Genomic DNA, 19,234 nt, shown 5'->3' with positions numbered 1-19,234 from the left:
TTAGCTGCGTCTCTGGTTGGCCAGTTGTGCCGCCTGGGTCAATTGACGGATCAGGCGTTCACGTTCGGCAGTTTCCTGGTCGGTAATCGACTGGCGCCGGTCCAGGTAGGTGTCGGAGCGTTTGTCCGTCACCGCCTGGTTCAACGCATTCACCTGGTGCCGGGTGATGGTGTCAATGGTGCTGAAAGGCTCCGGGTAGCTGCGGGCCAGGTATTCGAGCCAGAAGTCTTCCTGCAACAATGAGGTTTGCGGCGCGTCGGTCTTGCTGATGTCCCGCAGCTTCTGCCGGGCATTGGCAATATCCCTGGACTTGACCCACTCCCGTGCCGAATACAACAACTCTTCCTGATGCACCGGCAGGCTGAACTCCTTTGCCAGGCTCATGCGCAAATACAGCTTCACCTCGGCATCGTCAGGGTCGACCTGGGCCTCGCGCAGTGATTTCAGATGGTCCTCGGCGAACTGGTCGAGTGTGCGCAGGTAGAACAGGCTTTGCGCCAAAGCCAGCAGCTCGCGTTCGGCTATGGCGATGTTCGGTTGCGCCTTGGCCACGTAGCGCAGGTGGCGGATTTCCATATCGATAAAGGCCAGGATCGCGCCATCGCCACAGGTGCCTGCCAGGTAGGTGTTGAGGAAGACGTCGTTACGTAACTCGGTGGAATCGCCCATGGCGTTCAGCAGGTGCCATACCCGTTGGGTCAGGGCTTTTTTCGAGGTTTCGTTCTTTACATAGGCATAAGACTGGGTCAGGTCCTTCAATACGCGAAATGCGTCATCGGGGCTCGCGTCCTCGTTGTTCTTCAACAGGCTCCACAGTTTCTGGCAGGCCGCGTGTTCGGCAGCAGGGATGCCGGTGAGCCAATCATTCAAGTCGGCTGGCACGTTCTGTTGATGCTGGATGCCTGGCAAGGGGCCGCCCAGCCTGACGCCGGTCTGGGCGTAGTAGTCGTTTATCCGGTCCAGCGTGTCGGCGTCCAAGGGGTTGTCGTGCAACACCGTATTGCGATTGGTGTGGACCATGCCGGTGTTGAACAACGCGTCGGGAAGCGTGGTAATACGGTTTTCCTGAAGCATCAACGCACCCAGGTCGCCGCGGGTTTCGGCACCTATTGGCCATTGAGTGAGGCCGGTATTGCGCAGTGACAGAACCGTCAGCCTCGGCATGCTGCTGATATCCGGTGGCAGGCCCAACGGATTGTTGTCCAGGTGCAGTTCTTCCAGGCGGGTCAGGTTGGCCAGGCGTTGCCGGGATTCGTCGGTCAGCACGATGTCGTTGTCCGCCAGGAACAGCTGTTCCAACTGGGTCATGGCGGTGATGCTGGCGGGCAGCTCCGTGAGCATGCAGTCGATTTTCAGATACTTGAGGTTGGCGAACTTGCTCAGAAACGCATTACCGGTGGCCGGGAAGGTATCGCCGGCAATATGCAGGTAATCGATATGCGCAAAGCCCTGGGTGCCGAGGAGAAAATCGGTGTCGGGCAAGTCGTTGTCGCCCAGTTGCAGCTTGAGCACGTGCACGTCGAACATGCCGTCGGCATACAGTACGCGGGTTTCCTGACGCCAAGCGCTGCGGATCTGTTCGGCCAGGTAGCGCCGCTGGCCGAGGTTCATGCCCAAGGGGTCGGTGGCGGGATCATCGTTGGCGTGGGGCGACTCCGCCCAGTGGGTGAGGCCGTAATCCAAGGCCTGGTATTCGGCCTTGCGCCGCTCCAGTTCGAGTAACGCGGCGGGTTCGCTCATGCCCAGTGCATCAATCAGGGCGTTGGCCTTGGCCACGCTGAAACTGGGGTAGATCTCGCGCACCTTGCTGACCAGATCCACCGGCTGGCGGGCGTGGAACGGCCATAGGTCGCTCAAGGTAAACGGGTAGGCCGTGAATGAACTGTTGACCGCCATCGGCGGCTGCAGCCAGTACGGAATATGCGGCAGATCGAGCAGGGCCTTGATCGCCACGCGCTGGCCCAGCGCGAGGTCAGCGAGGCGGTGCCGCAATGGGGTCAAGTCACCGCTGTCGTCAATGCCCAGGGCTTGGCGCTCAGTTTCGGACAGCAGGTCGGCGACGCCCCCGAGCAGGTCGGTGGTTTCTCCCAGCGCCTGGCCCATGCCGTCGTAGGCCCGATAGCCGTTGTCCATCTTCACCAGAACCCGACGATCATTGCCGTCGAGGATCCCGGCGTGCTCCAGCAAGCGCCCTTTAGGCGTACCTGCGTGGATATCCAGGCGCAGGGCCGCCGGCCAGCCGGGGACGCTCTTGAGCAAATGCAGGATGATCTTTGCGCTGTCGGGGTTGGCCAGGGTCGTGAGGTACAAACCTTCGAAGGCGCGGTTCAGGCGCACATCATGGGCGGTCAGGCGCGCCTGTTCTGCCAGGCGCAGGCCGACCTCGTCGTGATCGTGCAACTGCTTGAGTTCCTGGCGGCTGGCATGCTCCAGAATCGCCTTGGCCGCGCTGATGGGGAGTGCCGGATGATGGTTCTGCAAGCGCTTTTCCAGGCGCGTGCCGCTCTGTTCGCTCTGGCGGTAGAGGATATCGAATAGCTGAGCGCGTTCCTGATGAGCATGCTCGGCGATTTTCTTCGCCAGTTTGAACAACCGTTCCTGCTGGGTCGCGGGCAGTTCGCCGAGCAGTGCCTCGATCAAGGCGGTGTTCAATACGATATTTTTCAGCGGCTCGGGGCCGTGGCTGTCGGTCTCGCTGATGCGGATCTTCTCGGCGTCGGGGTTGAGTTGGCTCGGGTACTGTCCGAGCACCTTGCCGTGGCTGTCGACCACTTCCAAGGCATGGCTGCGCGGCCATCCGGGCAAGGCGCTGACCAACAGCAATTGCAGCGAAGCCCGCGCACTGCGGCTGGCCGTGTAGGTGGTCATGGCGCGGATGAAGTGCAGGATCTCGCGCTCGATGCGAAAGCGCTTGCTGGTATCGGTCAGCAACGGAGGGGGAGCCAGGCCGGCACTGTGCACTTCGCGCAAGGCCCGCGACGGGGTGTCGGTGAGCTTGAGGATGTGTTGCGCGGTGGCTTGGTCGACGTTGAAGTCCTCGCTGCCTAGGCGATAGAACAGGTGGTGGTCGTCCCAGGACAGTGGGTTTTCGTTGGAAAGCCGCCACGCGCCGCGGCGATTGTGCTCCAGGCGGGGCGTGTCGACACCGACTTTTTTCGGGTGCTTGAGCCGCCATTTGAGCCGGTTGTGGTCATAGGTCACCGGGTACAACGAGCCATACAGGGGCAACAGTTGTTGCCCGTCGAGTTCGTAAAGGCCCAGGGCGTCGGGTAACAGGTTGGCGGGCAGCACCACGCTTTGCGCGTATTGGCCCAACGATTGATCGAGCAGGGTGATGTAGCCTTCGGGGCTGCGTTGGGCGCTCATCAGGTCGCCAAGGGTGTTGCGCAAACCCTGGGCATCGGTGTCTGAGGTCATGCCCAGTTTCAGCCGTTCGTGGGGTTGCAGCACTGAGCCGATGGCCAGGTAGAAGCTGTCGACGCTCGGCGACACCGGGATCAGGCCCGCATTGCGCATGTCATAGGCCTGGTAATGGCCGTCGCCGTAGTGCCGCAACTCCACGGTGGTGTCATCCGGGCCACTGTTGGCATACGGCTTGTCGTCGATCTCGGTGATTACGAAGTGCCGCTTGAGGGTGTTGCGGATCAGGCTGGAGGCAAACTCCCGTGCCCATAGATCGGTGTCCGCATCAAAAGCCCTGGCGTGATACAAACCATCGATCACGGCGTCGATGCGCAGGGCCGTGCGATGGTTTTCCAGGTGTTCACGCAGCACATGGGGCAGCGTGCCATCCTGCAGGAACTGCGCCCGCTCGGTGCTGCTGAAGCGCTGGTCGCGCAGCAGTTGATCAAGGTTGGCCGAGCTCAAGGGGCGGTACAGGCCACGCAGTTTTTTCAACACCGGGGTGACTTCCACCCGCGCCGGCGCGGCCCTGACCGGCACAAACACCCTGGCCGTATCGGTGGCCGCGATTTCATGGCGGGCAAAGCCTGAGTAGCGTGTCAGGGCGCTGAACAGGTCGATTCGCCGCGCTCGCGCCAGTTCACTGATCTGCAGGCGTATCCGGGCGATGCGCTGGGCTTCGGTGAGGTTGGGGCTGCCTTCTTTGCCCAGCACCGAGGCGGCGGGTTGCACGCGCAGGATCAATTCAAACAAGCGCTCCTGGGTCACGGCGCCGCTGCCGGTGTCGCCCAAGGCGCTGTAGGTGCCGTCATCGCGGCGCGTGAGGGTAATGCGCTGTGATGTGGCCGGCGGTGGGTCGCTTTTGGCGTAGCTTTCGAGCGGCGTGCCGTACGGGTCGTACACGTCGATCAGCACCTGCGCCGGCCAATCCGGCAGTTGAGTCAACAGGCTCAGTACCAGGCTGTCGGCATGCGGCGGCCAATGTCCGCGCCGGTGAAAGTGGTTGATCAGTTGGTTGATCAACTGGTCCGCCTGCAGGCGACGTACCCCTTCAGTCAGGGTGATGGGGGCAGGGCTGCCCGACCACACGCGGTCCAGAATGGCGCGCGTGGTGGCCGTACTGCGCAGCAGCGTGTGCATATCGGCATCGGTGAGCGCATGGGTGCCGTTGGGCAGCATGCGCTCGGTCAGTTGGCGGTCCGAGAGGGTATGGGCATCTTGCAGGTCCAGCACCCAGACCTGTTGCGCCGGCTCGAAGACAATCGTCGGGGCGTAGGCGTTGCCATCGCCGTGCTTGATTTTCCAGCGCATGGCCCGGGCGTCGTAGTCGACCTCCACCACCTGCCGTTGCCCGTTTTGCTCGAGCCAGGCGTACTGATGACCCTTGATCGCGTAGGTGCCTTGTGGGCTGATGCGCTGGCCGTCGAGCAGGTTCTGGTCCGGCACGGCGTAAGGGCGGATATCCGGAGTCCACAGTTCATAGGTATTGTCGCTGCGCAGGACTTTGCGTGGTTGGCCCAATCGCTGGATCAACTGCTCCAGGCGTTGCCGGTGCACACGCCCGGCGGTGGTGATCAACAAGCCGTTGACCGCGAGGTCGGCCACATCGCTCAGCGCCGCCGCGAACTGACTGGCTTCGCCTTTGGCCGCTTCGTTGATGCCGGTGATCAGGCTGTAGCCAAGGCTACCGAACACTACCGCCTGCATGACCCGGTTCAACCCGCTGACGCCACCTGGCACGGGGGTCAGCAGCAGTTGCAGAATTTCATCGGCGATCGCCGCTGCACCGTCGATCACCGCTTGCAGGTCGCGCTCCGAACGGGCGGTGGCGAGGGTTGAAAGGTTGGCCCGGTAGCGTTTCACCTGGCGCTGGGTCAGGGCTTCGACCAGGGTGTGTTTGCGGTTTTGCCTGGGGTCGGCACTAAAACGCAGGCTGTCGAGAGTACGTTCGGGGAACAGACGATGAAAGGTGTCATACAGGAACCCCGCCAACGGGTTCAGGCCGGGCGGGCGCGGTTCATCCTTGAGTAACTTCTGGAACCCGCGCAGTTCGGGGGTGGGCAGTTGCCTTGCAAACCAGCCCAGGTCGCCCTTGCGGTGGCTGTCCTTGAGTTGCTGCACAAACGTCTGGTTGGCGCTGGTGGCGTCCACGTGATAGCGCAAGGCACCGTCGGGGCGGAACGGAAAGTAGGAGACGACGCCCAGGCTGGCCACTCGGATCATCAGCAAGGGCACAGCAATGGTTTTGCCGGTGCGGACGCTGAACGTCTCGAATTCGAGCGCGGGGCCGCGGCCGTCGATGGCCTGACTGAGCTTATCGTAGAGCTCACGGGTCACGCCGGTACTGGCCCGGTTGCGATACGCCTCCAGTGTTTCGAACGACAGGCTGGCACGCGCACTGGCCAGCAGCACAGTGTGAAGTTTTCCGCCTTTGCGCAGGGCGTTGTTAAGGGTGGTTTGCAGTTGGCCGCCGAGGTCGAGGTCGCGGCTGATCTGGATGAATTTTTCGACGGTCAGATCCGGGTCGTCCACGCCACTGAGCGACGATGCATCGACAAAGGTTTGCCCCGCCTTGGGCGATTGACTGGTGGTGAAGTCGAAATTGAGACAGGCCGCATCCCACAGCGACAGGCTGGAATGGTGGGCACGGTATTTCCACGTATCGTAGGCCCGACGAAAGCGGCGTGCGCCTCGCCCATCGTTCATGGCACTGGTGCGCGGTTCCCAGGGCAGGGGGGCTTGCAACTCTTCCAGGTAGCGGGTGTGCAGGTAGGCCTTTTCGGGGTCCTGGCCGCCGATGCGGCTGCGTAATTGGGCCAAGCCGCTGGCCTTGAACTCGCTGATCAGCTTAGCGTTTTGCGCATCCACGGCCAGCAGGGTGTTGTGGGCTTCGCGTTGCAGCTTGACGTAGTCGCGTTGTTGCTCATGGCTCAGGCTGCTCATGGAGCGTGCGAAGGTTTCGCGGAGCATTTCCAGGGTCTCTTGGCGAGCCCAGGATTCGCTGGTTTGCAGCTCGCCCGACAATTCATTGAGCGGTGGATGGGTAGGCATCGACCATTTCCTTTCACTGTTAAGTGGAGGGCAAATGGAAGCATCCCCGTACCGTTCGCTGGCGCTACCTATATAGCTTGCGTGAGCGGCACGGGGCGATTGGCGCGGCTACCGTGCGAGGGTGTGGACGAATGGCCGCTGGTCCAGGCGTTTGTTGAATTCCATCCAGGCGGCCAGGCCTCCCATCAGCAGCATGCCGGTGATGGCGGTGAGTAATTGCATGAGCAGGGTGTCGCCCATGAGTGCATTAAGCATGTCTGCCAACGGCGCCAGCAACACACCGAGGCAAAACACTTCGAGCGAGTAACGGCCCATGCGGCAGACCTGTTCGGCCGGCCAGTTGCGCGTCCAGCCGGTGGTCGGGAGCAGCTTGGCGGTCACGTAGGCCAGGGCCAGGAAATGCACCAGGCGCACGGGTGACAGGTCGGTCTTGCTGATGGGGTAGATCAGGTCGCTGAGGGCAGCGGGCACCCAGGCGTCGTGCACCTGAGGCCAGCGCCAGGACAACGTCAGAACCCCGGCCAATAGCACGTAGAGCGCCGCCAGCAGAAACACGGGTTGCCGCAACAATGGTCGCGATTGCGTGGGTGCAGGCCCCTGGCTGTAGATCGCCGCCGCGCCGCCCAGTACAAACAGGAATTGCCAGGTCACCGGGTTGAAATACCACACGCCATCTGCAATCGCCCGCAGGTTCCAGCCCATCCAGGGCGCCAGCAGGTACACCGTGGCGGACAGCGCCACTACGGCCCAAGTCCGGCGCAGCATCAACGGCAATACCAGCGGCAGGCCGGCCAGCAGCACGATGTAGAGCGGCAACGGGTCCATCAGGTTGGGCTTGAAACGCAGCAGCAGCTCGTCGGTCAGTGCCTGTTGCGGATGGGTGATGAAGTGCGTCAGGCCCATCTCCTGGACCAGGTCGCGGGTCTCCACATGGCTGTTGGCGAAGAACACGATGCCCATCAGCATGGCCAACAAGAAAATATGCACCACGTACAGCACCCAGGCTCGGCGCAGGATTTTCAGCGAGGCGAACCAATAGCCATCACGTTGCAGGATCTTGCCGTAGGCCAATACGGCGGCGTAGCCGGCGAGGAACACAAACACCTCCGCCGCATCGCTGAAACCGATGTTGCGCAAGGTGATCTGGCCGAGTGGGTTGTGGGGGACGTGATCCCAGAAAATGAAGATCAACGCCAGGCCCCGAAAAAAATCGATGCGCGGGTCGCGTCCGTTCAGCATGGCGGCTGGCTCTTGAACAATAGGTTTAATGAAGACAGGCGAGCGCGCGTGTTGTCGTACGCCGCACGTCGGGCGGGCGCAGGGTGGCGGTATTTGTAAGTGATTGCAAAGGCTGGTTATTACTGAATGTAAAGCCTGCCCGATGTCGGGCAGGCCTTGGGGATATCACGCAGCCTCGACTTCATTGGGCTCAAAACTATCCGCCCGCGCCATCTGCCACATACGTGAATAGAACTCGCCGTTCACTTCACCCGTCAGCAGCTCACCAGGCTTGAGAAATACATGCAGCTGTGAGAACAGCTTGATCTCCGTCGCTGACATGCGTCGCACCAAGTGTTTGGCCGACAGTTGCGACGGGTGTTCGAGACCCGCCGCCGCGAGCATTTCCGCCAGTGCCTTGAGCGTGCTGCGGTGGAAGTTGAATACGCGCTGGGCCTTGTCCGGCACCACCAGTGCCCGTTGGCGCAGCGGGTCTTGGGTGGCGACGCCGGTCGGGCATTTGTTGGTGTGGCAGCTTTGTGACTGGATGCAGCCAATCGCGAACATGAAGCCTCGCGCCGAGTTGGCCCAATCGGCGCCGATGGCCAGCACGCTGGCGATGTCGAATGCGCTGACGATCTTGCCGCTGGCACCGAGCTTGATCTTGTCGCGCAGGTTCAGGCCCACCAGGGTGTTATGCACGAACAACAGGCCTTCACGCAGCGGCACGCCGATATGGTCGGTGAATTCCACGGGCGCGGCGCCGGTGCCGCCTTCCTTGCCGTCGACCACGATGAAGTCCGGGAGAATGCCGGTTTCCAGCATGGCCTTGGCAATGCCCATGAATTCCCACGGGTGGCCGAGGCAGAACTTGAAGCCCACGGGTTTGCCACCGGAGAGCTCACGCAGTTGGGCGATGAAGTGCATCATTTCGATGGGGGTGGAGAATGCGCTGTGGCGCGACGGGGAGACGCAGTCCTCGCCCATCATGATGCCGCGTGTCTCGGCAATTTCTTTGGTCACCTTGTGCTTGGGCAGGATCCCACCATGGCCGGGCTTGGCGCCCTGGCTCATCTTGATTTCGATCATGCGCACTTGCGGGTTCTGCGCCTGCAGGGCGAAGCGTTCCGGGTCGAAGCGGCCGTCGCTGGTGCGGCAGCCAAAGTAGCCGCTGCCCAGCTCCCAGGTCAGGTCGCCGCCGTTCTCACGGTGATAGGGGCTGATGCTGCCTTCACCGGTGTCATGGGCGAAGTTGCCGAGCTTGGCGCCCTGGTTGAGGGCGCGGATCGCGTTGGCGCTCAGGGAGCCGAAACTCATCGCCGAGATATTGAACACCGACGCCGAGTAAGGCTGCGTGCACTGAGGGCCGCCGACCATCACGCGGAAGGTGCTGGGGTCGCTCAGCGGAGCCGGGCGCATGGAGTGGCCGATGAATTCAAAGCCCGACTGGTACACATCGATCAGCGTGCCGAAGGGTTTGTCGGCGGTTTCGTTCTTGGCGCGCGAGTACACCAGCGAACGCTGGGCCCGGGAGAAGGGCAGGGCGTCGCTGTCGGACTCCAGCAGGTACTGGCGTATTTCCGGGCGGATGGTTTCCACCAGATAACGGATATTGCCCAGGATCGGGTAGTTGCGGCGCACGGCGTGGGGGCTTTGCAGCAGGTCGAAAATACCGATCAGGCTCAATAGGCCGGTGATCACGGTAATCGGCCACAACCATTCGTGTTCGATAAAGGGGAGGCTGGCGAGGGTGAAAATGACGCACACGGCAAAGAAGGCGTAACGGCTTAGTAACGACAGGCTCATACGGGGTTCCTTGGGTTCGGACTCATCGGCCAGGCGTTTTGCGCCTGAAGAAAAATCGACGACAGCTGCGACTGGGATTGGCTCCCCAGCCTGCTGTACGGGTATTTCTTATGGACTTTCACGGTTTACAGAGCCTTGAAGCTTACGAGCGATCTCCTTGCTGGAGCAACCGCTGGGCATCAAATAGCAGGCCCTGATGCCCGTCAGTCAGGAGAAGCGCCGTTATCTTGGCGCGTTCTATGCCGCCGTTTGCCGGATCGGCAGCACCACGCGAAACTTCGTCCCCTTGCCCACTTCGCTGCTGACGGAAATATCGCCGCGGTGTTTCTTGACGATGCCGTAGGACAGTGACAGTCCCAACCCGGTGCCTTCGCCCACCGGCTTGGTGGTGAAGAACGGATCGAAAATCTTCTGCACGGTTTCCGGGGCTATTCCACAGCCGTTGTCCGCCACTTCCAGCCACACGTTTTCGCCTTCCACCCCATTGCTGATGGTGATCGTGCCGCGCTCCGGTCCCATGGCCTGCGCCGCGTTGATGACCAGGTTCATCACCACCTGGTTGAGTTGCGAGGCCAGGCATTCGATCTCCGGCAAGGGCGCGTAATGCTTGATCACGTCGGCCTTGTATTTGAGTTCACTGGCGACGATGTTCAGCGTGGAGTCGATGCCCTGCTGCAGGTTGGCAAATTGCCAGGTCTGGTCGTTATCCACCCGGGAAAAGTTTTTCAGGTCTTTGACGATCTGTACCACGCGGCCAATGCCATCCTTGGATTCACGGATGAGGATGGGGACATCTTCCTTGAGAAAATCCAGCTCCAGTTCAGTGCGTAAAGCCTTGAGCCGATCCAGTGTTTCCCCCGGCGCCAGCTGGCTTTCGGCATGGTGGTAGGCGTCCAGCATCTGTTGCAGCTGGTTGAAATAGCTGTCGAGCGTGCTGAGGTTGGAGGAGATAAAGCCCACCGGGTTGTTGATCTCATGCGCCACACCGGCTGCGAGTTGCCCCAGCGACGCGAGTTTCTCGGACTGCACCAGCTGGCTTTCGAGGAGCTTGCGCTCGGCGATTTCCACTTGCAGCGCCTGGGTGCGTTGCTCCACCAACTGTTCCAGATGGGCGGTTTGCAGCGAGGCGCGTCGGGCCATGTCCCATTTGTTGGCCAGGGTATTGGCCATCTGCTGGACTTCGATATTGTCGAAGGGCTTTTTCAGGATCAGCAAACGGTCATGGGCGTGCAGGCGCTCCAGCAGCGTGTCCCAGGAGTAATCCGAATAGGCCGTGCAGACCACCACTTGCAGGTCGGGAGCGACTTTCCAGAGTTCTTCGATGGTCTTTGCCCCGTCCCAGCCCTGGGGCATGCGCATGTCGACGAAGGCCAGTGCGTAGGGCCGTTGTTCGGCCATGGCCGTTGTCAGCAGCGCCAGGCCATCTTCGCCGCCATAGGCCGAATGCAACTCGAATGCCTGCGTCTTGGGTTTGCTCGTGTCGCCAAACAACGCTGATTCCATGTCATCCAGCGCCTGGTTGGAGTCATCCTGCGGCATCAGGATTTTGCGGAAGTCTTCGTGAATCGACGGCGTGTCATCAATCAACAGGATGCGCCGGTTAGGAGGCTGGTTCATGCGGGGCTTCCGGCAGGGGTAAGAGGGATTTTCAGGGTAAAGACAGCGCCTTGGCCTGGCCCATCGCTGTGGGCACTGAGCTGGCCGTTCATCTCAACGGCGGCCAGCGCGCAACTGTGCAGGCCGAAACCATGGCCTTCCTTACGAGTCGTGAAACCGTGGGTGAAGATGCGCGTCATGTTTTCGGCCGGTATGCCTTCGCCTTCATCTTTTACACTGATCTCCAGCATGTCGTCACCCTGCGTCCGGACCGCGAGGGTCATCTGCCGTGGCCGGTCGCTGAGGTTGGACATGGCGTACTTGGCGTTGCTGATCAGGTTGACCATGATCAGCAGCAGCCGGTGTTTATCACCCATCACTTCCGGTACCGGCGCGAACTCCTTGACCACCGTGACGTGGTGACGGCTCAGTGCGCCGGCGTTCATGCGCAAGGCATCTTCCATCAGGGTGCTGATCTGGACCGGCTCCAGTGGGGTTGCGACACCGGCATAGGATTGCTGCGTGGAAACGATGTCCTTGATGTGATCGACACTTTTGCTCAGTTGCGCCAGCTCTTCGGCCATGCCTTGCTGTTCAACGGCAATGGCGTCCACCAGTTGGTTCAAGTAGTTGGGCAGCAACTTGCCTTTTTCGTCTTCGCTCAGGAAGGTGCCCAGATCGTGCGGGTGCTCATTGATCAACTGCATGGCTTTGCCCAGGCCCTGGGCTTTGCTGCTGCGCAGTTTGCGCGCGACCAGGTCGGCGGAGATATTCACGCTGTTGAGCACGTTGCCGACGTTATGCAGCACGTTGGTGGCGATCTCGGCCATGCCGGCCTGGCGGGCGCTGTCCATCAGCTCGCTCTGGGCATCCTTGAGCTGTTGGGTGCGCCGTTCCACGCGTTGCTCCAAGGTTTCGTTGGCCGACTGCAAGGCACGGTTGACCCGGTTGACCTCGGCGAAACTGCGTAACAGGCGCACCGCCAGGTAGAGCAGCATCACCACCAGCAGGGTCGAGAAGATCAGCAGGTAGCGATGGTACTGATGATCCACCCGGTCAGACGCCTGCTGGTCCAGGTCGAGATGGGTGCTCAGGTTATCCAGACTTTCGGCCACCGGGACCGCGGCAATGTGCTCAAGCAGGCCATTGACCAGCGGCTGCTCGCGCAGGATCAACTCAATATGATTACTCAGGATGTCGACTGGCGCCCGAAACTCACTGGGCAGGGTTTCCTTGTTGATCGCCAGTTTGCCCAGGCCCACCAGAATATCCGCCGCCCGCTCATCGCTGGTGACCTGGGCGAACTCCAGGCTGCTGAGCAGCAGGTCGTAGGTGTCGGTGGCCACGCTTTGCACATGCAGCTTGCTTTCATCTTCAACGCGGTTGAATTGGGCCTGGATGTCGTCTTCGGCGGTCGGCAGGAACGCAAGGGAATTGCGCAACACCGCGTTGTGGGATTTGAACTGATCCACCAGCCGGGCTTTTTCCTGGAGGGCGGCTTCGTAGGCTTGCTGGCTGGCTTGCCAGCCAGCCTGGTCGGCACTGTCGTGGTAAGACTCACGGTTTTTCAGATCGGCCCATATCCGGGTCATTTCCAGCAAAGGCGAGACCAGCGGGTCGTAGTTACGGGTAATGGAGATCCTGGCCTTGAGCACTTCACTGTCCCACTGGGCATTGAGTTGCTGCAGCTGCCGGATCAGGTCCCGGGACTGGGTATAAGTGGCCGTCTGGTCGCGGGTTGACTTGAGGTACAGAAACACCAGGATCGAGGCCAGAACCAAAGTCATCAGGGTGAGCAGCAGGGTGCTGGTATGGCTGCGAGACAGGGTCATAGTGGCTTACCCTCCCATTGGCCGGTCAGGGTCTTGAGAAACTGGATGATCAGGTCTTTGTCGTCCTGGGAAGGGTTGCGCCCCAGTTGGTACTTGAACATGACATCCACCGCGTCCTCGAGGGTCTTGGCCGAGCCGTCGTGGAAGTACGGCGCAGTGACCGCGACATTGCGCAGGCTGGGCACCTTGAACACGTGGCGGTCTTCTTCATCCTGGGTCACCAGGTAACGGCCCAGGTCCGATTCGAGCGGGTTGCCGCGGGCCTTGAAGTAATCGCCCATCACGCCGAACTTCTGGAACATATTGCCGCCGATGTTCACGCCCTGGTGACAGGCGATGCAACCGTAATCCTTGAAGCGCTGGTAACCATACTTTTCCTGGATCGTCAAAATCTCGGTGTTGCCCTGCAGGTATTGATCGAACCGTGAGTTGGGGGTGAGCAGCGTACGTTCATAAGTCGCCAGGGCGTCTTGCACGTTGGCGGCGGTGATGCCATCCGGGTAGGCCTTGGAAAATGCAGACGCGTAGAGGGGCATGGCGGCCAGGTTCTGCACCACGGTTTTCCAGTCGCTGCCCATTTCCATCGGGTTGATGACCACGTGTTCGGCTTGGGCTTGCAGGGTGTCTACCCGGCCATTCCAGAACTGTTTGAAGTTCAGGCTGGCGTTGAACACGGTCGGCGTGTTGATACCGAGCGGCTTGCCATCGAAGCCCAGGGAGAATGCCTTGTTGTCGGCCCCTCCGGTTTCCAGGCGATGGCAGCTGGCGCAGGACAATGTGTTATTCACCGACAGGCGTGGCTCATTGAACAGTTGGCGACCCAGCTCGACTTTGGCCGGGTCCAGGGTGGGCACCGGCGGCAGCGGTTTGAGCGCTTCGTCCAGCGGCGCGGCCATCAGCGGCGCGCCTAGGCCCAGCCACATCGCCAGGGTAAGCCCGTAGGTTGACACTGCTTTCAATCGCGCACTCCTTGCAAACGACTAATGATCGGGCATCAGGCTGGTTTTGCCCGCCTGCAGCAACAAGATGAAGTCCTGCGCTGGCACTGCCTTGCTGAACAGGAAACCCTGGCCTTCCTCGCAGCGCTCGGCCTGCAGGAATTTCAGCTGTTCGAGGGACTCTACCCCTTCGGCGATAATGTTCAAATCCAGGCTTTTACCCATGCCGATGATCGCGCTGATCAACTGCGCATCCTGATTGTTCACAATCAGGCCGCGAATGAATGACTGGTCGATTTTCAACACATCGATGGGGAAGCGCCGCAGGTAGCTGAGGCTGGAATAGCCCGTGCCGAAGTCGTCCAGGGCCAGACGGACACCCATGGCTTTGATCCGGTTCAACGTGATGACGGTGGTGTCGACGCTCTGCATCAACACACTTTCCGTGATCTCCAGTTCCAGCTGGGCCGGGGGCAGCCCGGTCTGCTTGAGAATGGCGGCCAGGTTCTCAACGAAGTCGCGCTGGCGGAAGTCGATCGAGGAGATATTCACCGAGATACTCAGCGGGTTCAGGCCCAGGGCGTTCCAGGCTTGAGCCTGCTCGCAGGCGCGACGCAGCACCCATTTCGTCAGGGGCACGATCAGCCCGCAGTCTTCGGCCACCGGAATGAATTCGGCGGGGCTGACCCAGCCGGAGCGTGGCTGGAACCAGCGGATCAACGCTTCGGCGCCAACGATGTGCCCGGACTTCAAATCCAGCTTCGGTTGGTAATGCAGTACAAACTCATCACGCTCCAGTGCCTGGCGGATCGCACTTTCCAGGCCCTGTTGGCGTTGCGCGCGCAGGTTCATGTCTTCAGTGTAAAAACGGAAGTCGTTCGGCCCCAGTTCCTTGCTGTTATGCATGGCGGTTTCAGCGTGCTTGATCAACTCCACCGCCGAGCCGCTGTCATTGGGGTAAGTGCTGATGCCCAGGCTGGCGGTAACGCTCAGGTCATGCCCGGCCACATGGCGGGTCACGCTGATGGCATTGAGAAATTTTTGCGCGATATGCTGGGTTTGCTGAATATTTTGGACATCGTTGAGCAGGACCACGAACTGATCAGAGCCATAACGGAACACCGAATCCGATTCCCGCACGGCCTCCAGCAGGCTTTGGCTGACCTGTTGCAGCACTTCATCGCCCACCGGGTAGCCCCAGGCATTGTTGACGCGTTTGAAACGGTCCAGGCCGATAAAGACCACCGCCAACTCAGTCTCGTGCCGTCGGCCCAGGGCAATCGCCTGGGACAGACGGTCCCCCAGCAATGTGCTGTTGGGCAGGTCGGTGAGCGTGTCGTATTGCAACAGGCGCGAGACCTTGAGCAATTCCTGCACCCGTTCCTCGATGGTGCGCTCCAGGTCGATCATCTTCAGGGCGACATCCTGGGCCAGTTGCCATTTCCAGGTGAGGGCACTGGCCATCTGGCGGATTTCCAGGTGATCAAAGGGTTTTTTCAGGATCAGCAATTGGTCGTTGTACTTCAGCCGCGCTTCGATGGCCTCGAAGGAATAATCGGAATAGGCAGTACACAGTGCGATTTGCAGCTTGGGATCGACGTTCCATAGCTGTTCGATGGTTTGCAAGCCATCCCAGCCCGGAGGCATGCGCATATCGATAAACGCCATGGCGTAGGGGGATTGCTGTGCCAGGGCTCTGTTCACCAGCTCAAGGGCTTCCTGGCCCTGATAGGCCGAGTCCAGCACAAACGCCTGGCGCACGGGCGCGGAGGTGCCGAAAAGCGTTGCTTCGAGGCTGTCCAGGGACTTTTCGCCCTCTGCTTCGGCGCAGAGGATCTTGCGAAAGTCCTCGTGGATCGAGGCGGTGTCATCGACGATCAGGATGCGACGGTTGGCCCGTCCCGGGTCGATGTTCATGGCGCGCTCCGCACAGGCAAAAGGCTCGATTGCATAACGGCTCCTTCCTTGGCTTCACCTCTGAGTGGGGGGCGAGTTGCTCTGACAGCATAGTCGAGCTCGCTTGATATCGACGGCCAGTTGGCGTCAAATTAACGCGTTTGCCGCGCGATGACCTGCAGCGTGAGTCCACCTTGCCTACAAGCGAAGGCGCAAGGTATGACACGAGGGTTCAATTTAGCTCAACTTTGTTTTATTTGAAGGCAGAGTCACCATGGATGAACAGCTCGCTACGAAATCCGTCGTTTTGCTGGTCGACGACGAAGAATCGATCCTCAACAGTTTGCGCCGCCTGTTGCGTACTCAGCCCTACGAAATACTGCTGGCCGGCGGTGGTGCCCAGGCGCTGGAGATTCTGGCCGGGCGGCACGTCGACCTGGTGATGAGCGATGCGCGCATGCCCGGAATGGACGGCGCGCAGCTCCTGGCCGAAGTGCATCGTTTGTATCCCGCCACCAGCCGCATTTTGTTGACGGGTTATGCCGATGTGGCAACCATCATCAAGGCGATCAACGAGGGCCAGATTCACCGCTACATCAGCAAGCCCTGGAATGACGACGAATTGCAGTTGGTCCTCAATCAGTGCCTTGAGCACCAGCGCCTGGAGCGCTTGACCCAGCAGCAGAATGAGCAGCTCAAGGTGCTTAACAGCACACTGGAAAAACGCGTGGCGGCGCGCACCTCCGAGTTGCAACAGACCGCCGACATGCTTGACCTGGCCTACGAAGAGCTCAAGCGCAGCTACGTGACGGGCACTGAGGTGTTCTCGCTGCTGGCCAACTTGCGCCTGCCCAAGGACAAGCAGACCAACCGCGCCTTGATCGAGCTGATTCGGGTGTATTGCGCCGCCCAGTCGATGGATGAAGCCAGTACCCGCGACCTGACGATGGCCGCTGCGTTGTACAACATCGGCAAGCTGAGCTGGACCGACGGCATGATGGTTGCGCCGTCGGACAGGCTGCACAGCACCGACCGTGAGTTGTATCGCGCGTACCCGACGCAAAGCGAGTCGCTGTTGATGACCCTGGAGCCGATGAAGGATGCGGCGCGGCTCATTCGGCATCACCAGGAACGCTGGGACGGTACGGGTTTTCCCGACCATCTCAAGGAGGAGGCGATTCCGTTCGGCTCACGCCTGCTGAAGCTGGCGGTGGACTTCATCGAATTGCAAAAGGGCTTGATCCTTGAGCGGTATCTGAACAGCGACGAAGCGCTGCTGTATATCCGCAAGTATGCCGGGCGCCTGTACGATCCGGCACTGGTCGAAGACTTCGTCAAAGCCTGCGCCACTTTTTTGAGCGATGTGACCCTGGGCGACCCCAGCGTCAAAGTCCTTTCCACACGAGACCTGGAAGCCGGCATGGTCCTGGCGCGCAACCTCAATGCCGATAACGGCATGCTGCTGCTCAACGCCGGCAAGGTGTTGAACCTGCCGCTGGTGGAAAAGCTGATCGCGTTCGAAGCGATGGAAGGCGCCAAATACAGCGTATTTATCAAACTACCCGAAGAGACCCCCATTCTTTAATGAGCCTTTCAACCATTCGTATTGCCGCCGCCCTCCTGATCGGCCGCGACGGCCAGACCTTGCTGGTGCGTAAGCGCGGCACCCAGGCATTCATGCAACCGGGCGGCAAGATCGACGCCGGGGAACAACCGGCCCAGGCCCTGGCGCGCGAGCTGCATGAAGAACTCAACTTGCACATCGACCCCAGCCAGGCCCTTTACCTCGGCCACTTCTCGGCCCCGGCCGCCAATGAGCCCGGTTTTACCGTGCACGCCGAGTTGTTCCAGGTACACATCGACGTGGCGGTGGTGCCTGCGGCGGAAATCGAGGAGGTGCGCTGGATCGACCCCATGGGCGACGGCGGCCTGCACTTGGCGCCGTTGACGCGTGACCTGATCCTGCCGTTCTATCGCCAGTCGCTGACGGCATGAAGATTCGCCCGCTGGTGGCCGGCGACGCCACCGCGTATCGCGAGTTGATGCTGGAGGCCTACGGCGCCTATCCACAGGCGTTCACCTCCAGTGTGGCCGAGCGTGCAGCGATGCCGTCGAGCTGGTGGGAAAAGCGCCTTTCCAGCCCGCTGGATCGGTTGCTGGGTGGGTTCGACGGTGATGAGCTGGCCGGGATTGTCGGCCTGGCCTTTGAGCCCCGCGAGAAGGCCCGGCACAAAGTGACCCTGTTCGGTATGTACGTGAGCGCGGCGCATCAGCAGCAGGGGCTTGGCCGTCTATTGGTGGAAGCGGCGCTCGATGACGCGCGCCGCCAGCCCGGCCTCAAAGTGATTCAACTGACCGTCACCGCCGGCAACGATGCAGCCTTGGCGTTGTACCAGCGGTGCGGGTTTATCCAATACGGCCTGGAGCCGTTGGCGGTGCGGGTGGGCATCGAGTATTTCGACAAAATCCACATGTGGCGTGAATTGAAAGGTCAGTGATCAGCCACGGTGCTGTTCCGCGTCGTTTATCGAACGGCGCTGACCCCATCCAGCGTCGAAAACGATGTGTCCTTGGCCGTGAGCAAGAAGTCGCGCATATACGGCGCATCCAGCATGTCGGCGCGAATCCCGGCGTACAGCGTCGCAAACAAGCCTTTCTCGCCCAGGCGCTTGGCTTTCACGTAACCCCGCGAGCTGTACTCATGCAGCGCCCAATGGGGCATGCCGCAGACACCACGGCCGCTGGCCACCAACTGCATCATCATCACCGTCAGTTCCGAGGTGCGCACCTGGGCCGGTTCGACGTCGGCCGGTTCCAGAAAACGCGTGAAGATGTCCAGGCGGTCACGCTCCACCGGGTAGGTGATCAGGGTTTCGCTGAGCAGGTCTTCCGGCACGATATAGGACTTGTTCGCCAACGCATGCTGGTTGGCGACCGCCAGCATGGCTTCGTAGGTGAACAGCGGTACATAAGTGATGCCCGGCAGTTCCAGCGGGTCGGAGGTCACTACCAGGTCCAGATCGCCACGGGCCAGGGCCGGCAGCGGGGCGAAAGCGAAACCCGAGGCCAGGTCCAGCTCGACTTCCGGCCAGGCGTCGCGGAACTGGTCGATGGTCGGCATCAGCCACTGGAAGCAGCTATGGCACTCGATCGCCATGTGCAGACGCCCGGCGGTGCCGCCGGCCAACCGTGCGATATCGCGCTCGGCACCGCGCAGCAAGGGCAGGGTGGCGTCGGCCAGTTGCAGCAGGCGCAGGCCGGCGCTGGTAAAGCGCAGCGGCTTGGTCTTGCGCACGAACAGTGGCATGCCCAGGCGTTCTTCCAGTTCCTTGAACTGGTGGGACAGCGCCGACTGCGTCAGGTGCAGACGCTCGGCGGCTTCCACCAGGCTGTCGGCTTCGCGCAAAGCGTGCAGGGTCTTGAGGTGACGAATTTCCAGCACCAGGGCCTCCATGAGTAAAACTTGCCAACACATTAATTAAGTTGAGTTTGTCT

11 protein-coding genes and 1 pseudogene are annotated in these 19,234 nt (G+C 60.9%); 3 read left to right on the top strand and 9 right to left on the bottom strand.

Annotation, left to right across the window (positions count from 1 at the left end):
* The 8 genes and pseudogenes from JBE38_RS14155 to JBE38_RS14120 all read right to left on the bottom strand — a co-directional run bounded on the left by JBE38_RS14155 (nucleotide 1) and on the right by JBE38_RS14120 (nucleotide 15,760).
* A complete protein-coding gene (locus JBE38_RS14155; protein WP_205344520.1) occupies nucleotides 1-6,453 on the bottom strand; it encodes an NEL-type E3 ubiquitin ligase domain-containing protein in 6,453 nt (2,150 codons plus the stop codon).
* A gap of 108 nt (nucleotides 6,454-6,561) precedes the next feature.
* Complete coding sequence (locus tag JBE38_RS14150; protein WP_205344519.1) at nucleotides 6,562-7,692, bottom strand: OpgC family protein; 1,131 nt, start codon at nucleotides 7,690-7,692, stop codon at nucleotides 6,562-6,564.
* A gap of 165 nt (nucleotides 7,693-7,857) precedes the next feature.
* Nucleotides 7,858-9,477: an FMN-binding glutamate synthase family protein gene (locus JBE38_RS14145; RefSeq protein ID WP_161548183.1), complete on the bottom strand. Its 1,620-nt coding sequence runs from the start codon at nucleotides 9,475-9,477 to the stop codon at nucleotides 7,858-7,860.
* Nucleotides 9,474-9,660, bottom strand: a pseudogene (locus tag JBE38_RS14140) (LuxR C-terminal-related transcriptional regulator); the annotation flags it as partial. The pseudogene JBE38_RS14140 and the gene JBE38_RS14145, both read right to left, overlap by 4 nt.
* A 54-nt stretch (nucleotides 9,661-9,714) precedes the next feature.
* Nucleotides 9,715-11,094, bottom strand: coding sequence for an ATP-binding protein (locus JBE38_RS14135; RefSeq protein ID WP_205344518.1), 1,380 nt, complete (start codon nucleotides 11,092-11,094; stop codon nucleotides 9,715-9,717).
* Nucleotides 11,091-12,905, bottom strand: coding sequence for a DAHL domain-containing protein (locus tag JBE38_RS14130; protein WP_205344517.1), 1,815 nt, complete (start codon nucleotides 12,903-12,905; stop codon nucleotides 11,091-11,093). Before JBE38_RS14130 ends, JBE38_RS14135 begins: the two co-directional genes overlap by 4 nt.
* Nucleotides 12,902-13,828: a cytochrome-c peroxidase gene (locus JBE38_RS14125; RefSeq protein ID WP_205344597.1), complete on the bottom strand. Its 927-nt coding sequence runs from the start codon at nucleotides 13,826-13,828 to the stop codon at nucleotides 12,902-12,904. Before JBE38_RS14125 ends, JBE38_RS14130 begins: the two co-directional genes overlap by 4 nt.
* Nucleotides 13,829-13,885: 57 nt before the next feature.
* Entirely contained in the window at nucleotides 13,886-15,760 is a 1,875-nt protein-coding gene (locus tag JBE38_RS14120) for a putative bifunctional diguanylate cyclase/phosphodiesterase (protein ID WP_205344516.1), read from the bottom strand.
* Nucleotides 15,761-16,013: 253 nt separating this feature from the next.
* Between JBE38_RS14120 and JBE38_RS14115 the strand changes: the two genes are divergently transcribed.
* Genes JBE38_RS14115 through JBE38_RS14105 form a run of 3 tightly spaced genes read left to right on the top strand, consistent with a single transcriptional unit; the run spans nucleotide 16,014 to nucleotide 18,237 of the window.
* Complete coding sequence (locus JBE38_RS14115; RefSeq protein ID WP_060754449.1) at nucleotides 16,014-17,324, top strand: HD domain-containing phosphohydrolase; 1,311 nt, start codon at nucleotides 16,014-16,016, stop codon at nucleotides 17,322-17,324.
* A complete protein-coding gene (locus tag JBE38_RS14110; protein WP_060754448.1) occupies nucleotides 17,324-17,734 on the top strand; it encodes an NUDIX hydrolase in 411 nt (136 codons plus the stop codon). Before JBE38_RS14115 ends, JBE38_RS14110 begins: the two co-directional genes overlap by 1 nt.
* Complete coding sequence (locus JBE38_RS14105; protein WP_205344515.1) at nucleotides 17,731-18,237, top strand: GNAT family N-acetyltransferase; 507 nt, start codon at nucleotides 17,731-17,733, stop codon at nucleotides 18,235-18,237. Before JBE38_RS14110 ends, JBE38_RS14105 begins: the two co-directional genes overlap by 4 nt.
* Before the next feature lie 26 nt (nucleotides 18,238-18,263).
* Here the strand turns inward: JBE38_RS14105 and metR are convergent, their stop codons facing one another.
* Complete coding sequence (gene metR / locus JBE38_RS14100; RefSeq protein WP_034096103.1) at nucleotides 18,264-19,181, bottom strand: transcriptional regulator MetR; 918 nt, start codon at nucleotides 19,179-19,181, stop codon at nucleotides 18,264-18,266.
* Nucleotides 19,182-19,234 lie beyond the last annotated feature (53 nt).

Source organism: Pseudomonas sp. ICBG1301 (genome assembly GCF_016918385.1).
In the GTDB taxonomy this organism is placed as follows: domain Bacteria; phylum Pseudomonadota; class Gammaproteobacteria; order Pseudomonadales; family Pseudomonadaceae; genus Aquipseudomonas; species Aquipseudomonas palleroniana.
Note: the sequence above shows the minus strand (reverse complement) of the source record. Positions and strands in the feature narration are given on the sequence as shown.

Bases quoted from the DNA above. Each gene is read 5' to 3' on its own strand.
- JBE38_RS14155 (WP_205344520.1), bottom strand. From the start codon at position 6,453: ATGCCTACCCATCCACCGCTCAATGAATTGTCGGGCGAGCTGCAAACC.
- JBE38_RS14150 (WP_205344519.1), bottom strand. From the start codon at position 7,692: ATGCTGAACGGACGCGACCCGCGCATCGATTTTTTTCGGGGCCTGGCG.
- JBE38_RS14145 (WP_161548183.1), bottom strand. From the start codon at position 9,477: ATGAGCCTGTCGTTACTAAGCCGTTACGCCTTCTTTGCCGTGTGCGTC.
- JBE38_RS14135 (WP_205344518.1), bottom strand. From the start codon at position 11,094: ATGAACCAGCCTCCTAACCGGCGCATCCTGTTGATTGATGACACGCCG.
- JBE38_RS14130 (WP_205344517.1), bottom strand. From the start codon at position 12,905: ATGACCCTGTCTCGCAGCCATACCAGCACCCTGCTGCTCACCCTGATG.
- JBE38_RS14125 (WP_205344597.1), bottom strand. From the start codon at position 13,828: ATGTGGCTGGGCCTAGGCGCGCCGCTGATGGCCGCGCCGCTGGACGAA.
- JBE38_RS14120 (WP_205344516.1), bottom strand. From the start codon at position 15,760: ATGAACATCGACCCGGGACGGGCCAACCGTCGCATCCTGATCGTCGAT.
- JBE38_RS14115 (WP_060754449.1), top strand. From the start codon at position 16,014: ATGGATGAACAGCTCGCTACGAAATCCGTCGTTTTGCTGGTCGACGAC.
- JBE38_RS14110 (WP_060754448.1), top strand. From the start codon at position 17,324: ATGAGCCTTTCAACCATTCGTATTGCCGCCGCCCTCCTGATCGGCCGC.
- JBE38_RS14105 (WP_205344515.1), top strand. From the start codon at position 17,731: ATGAAGATTCGCCCGCTGGTGGCCGGCGACGCCACCGCGTATCGCGAG.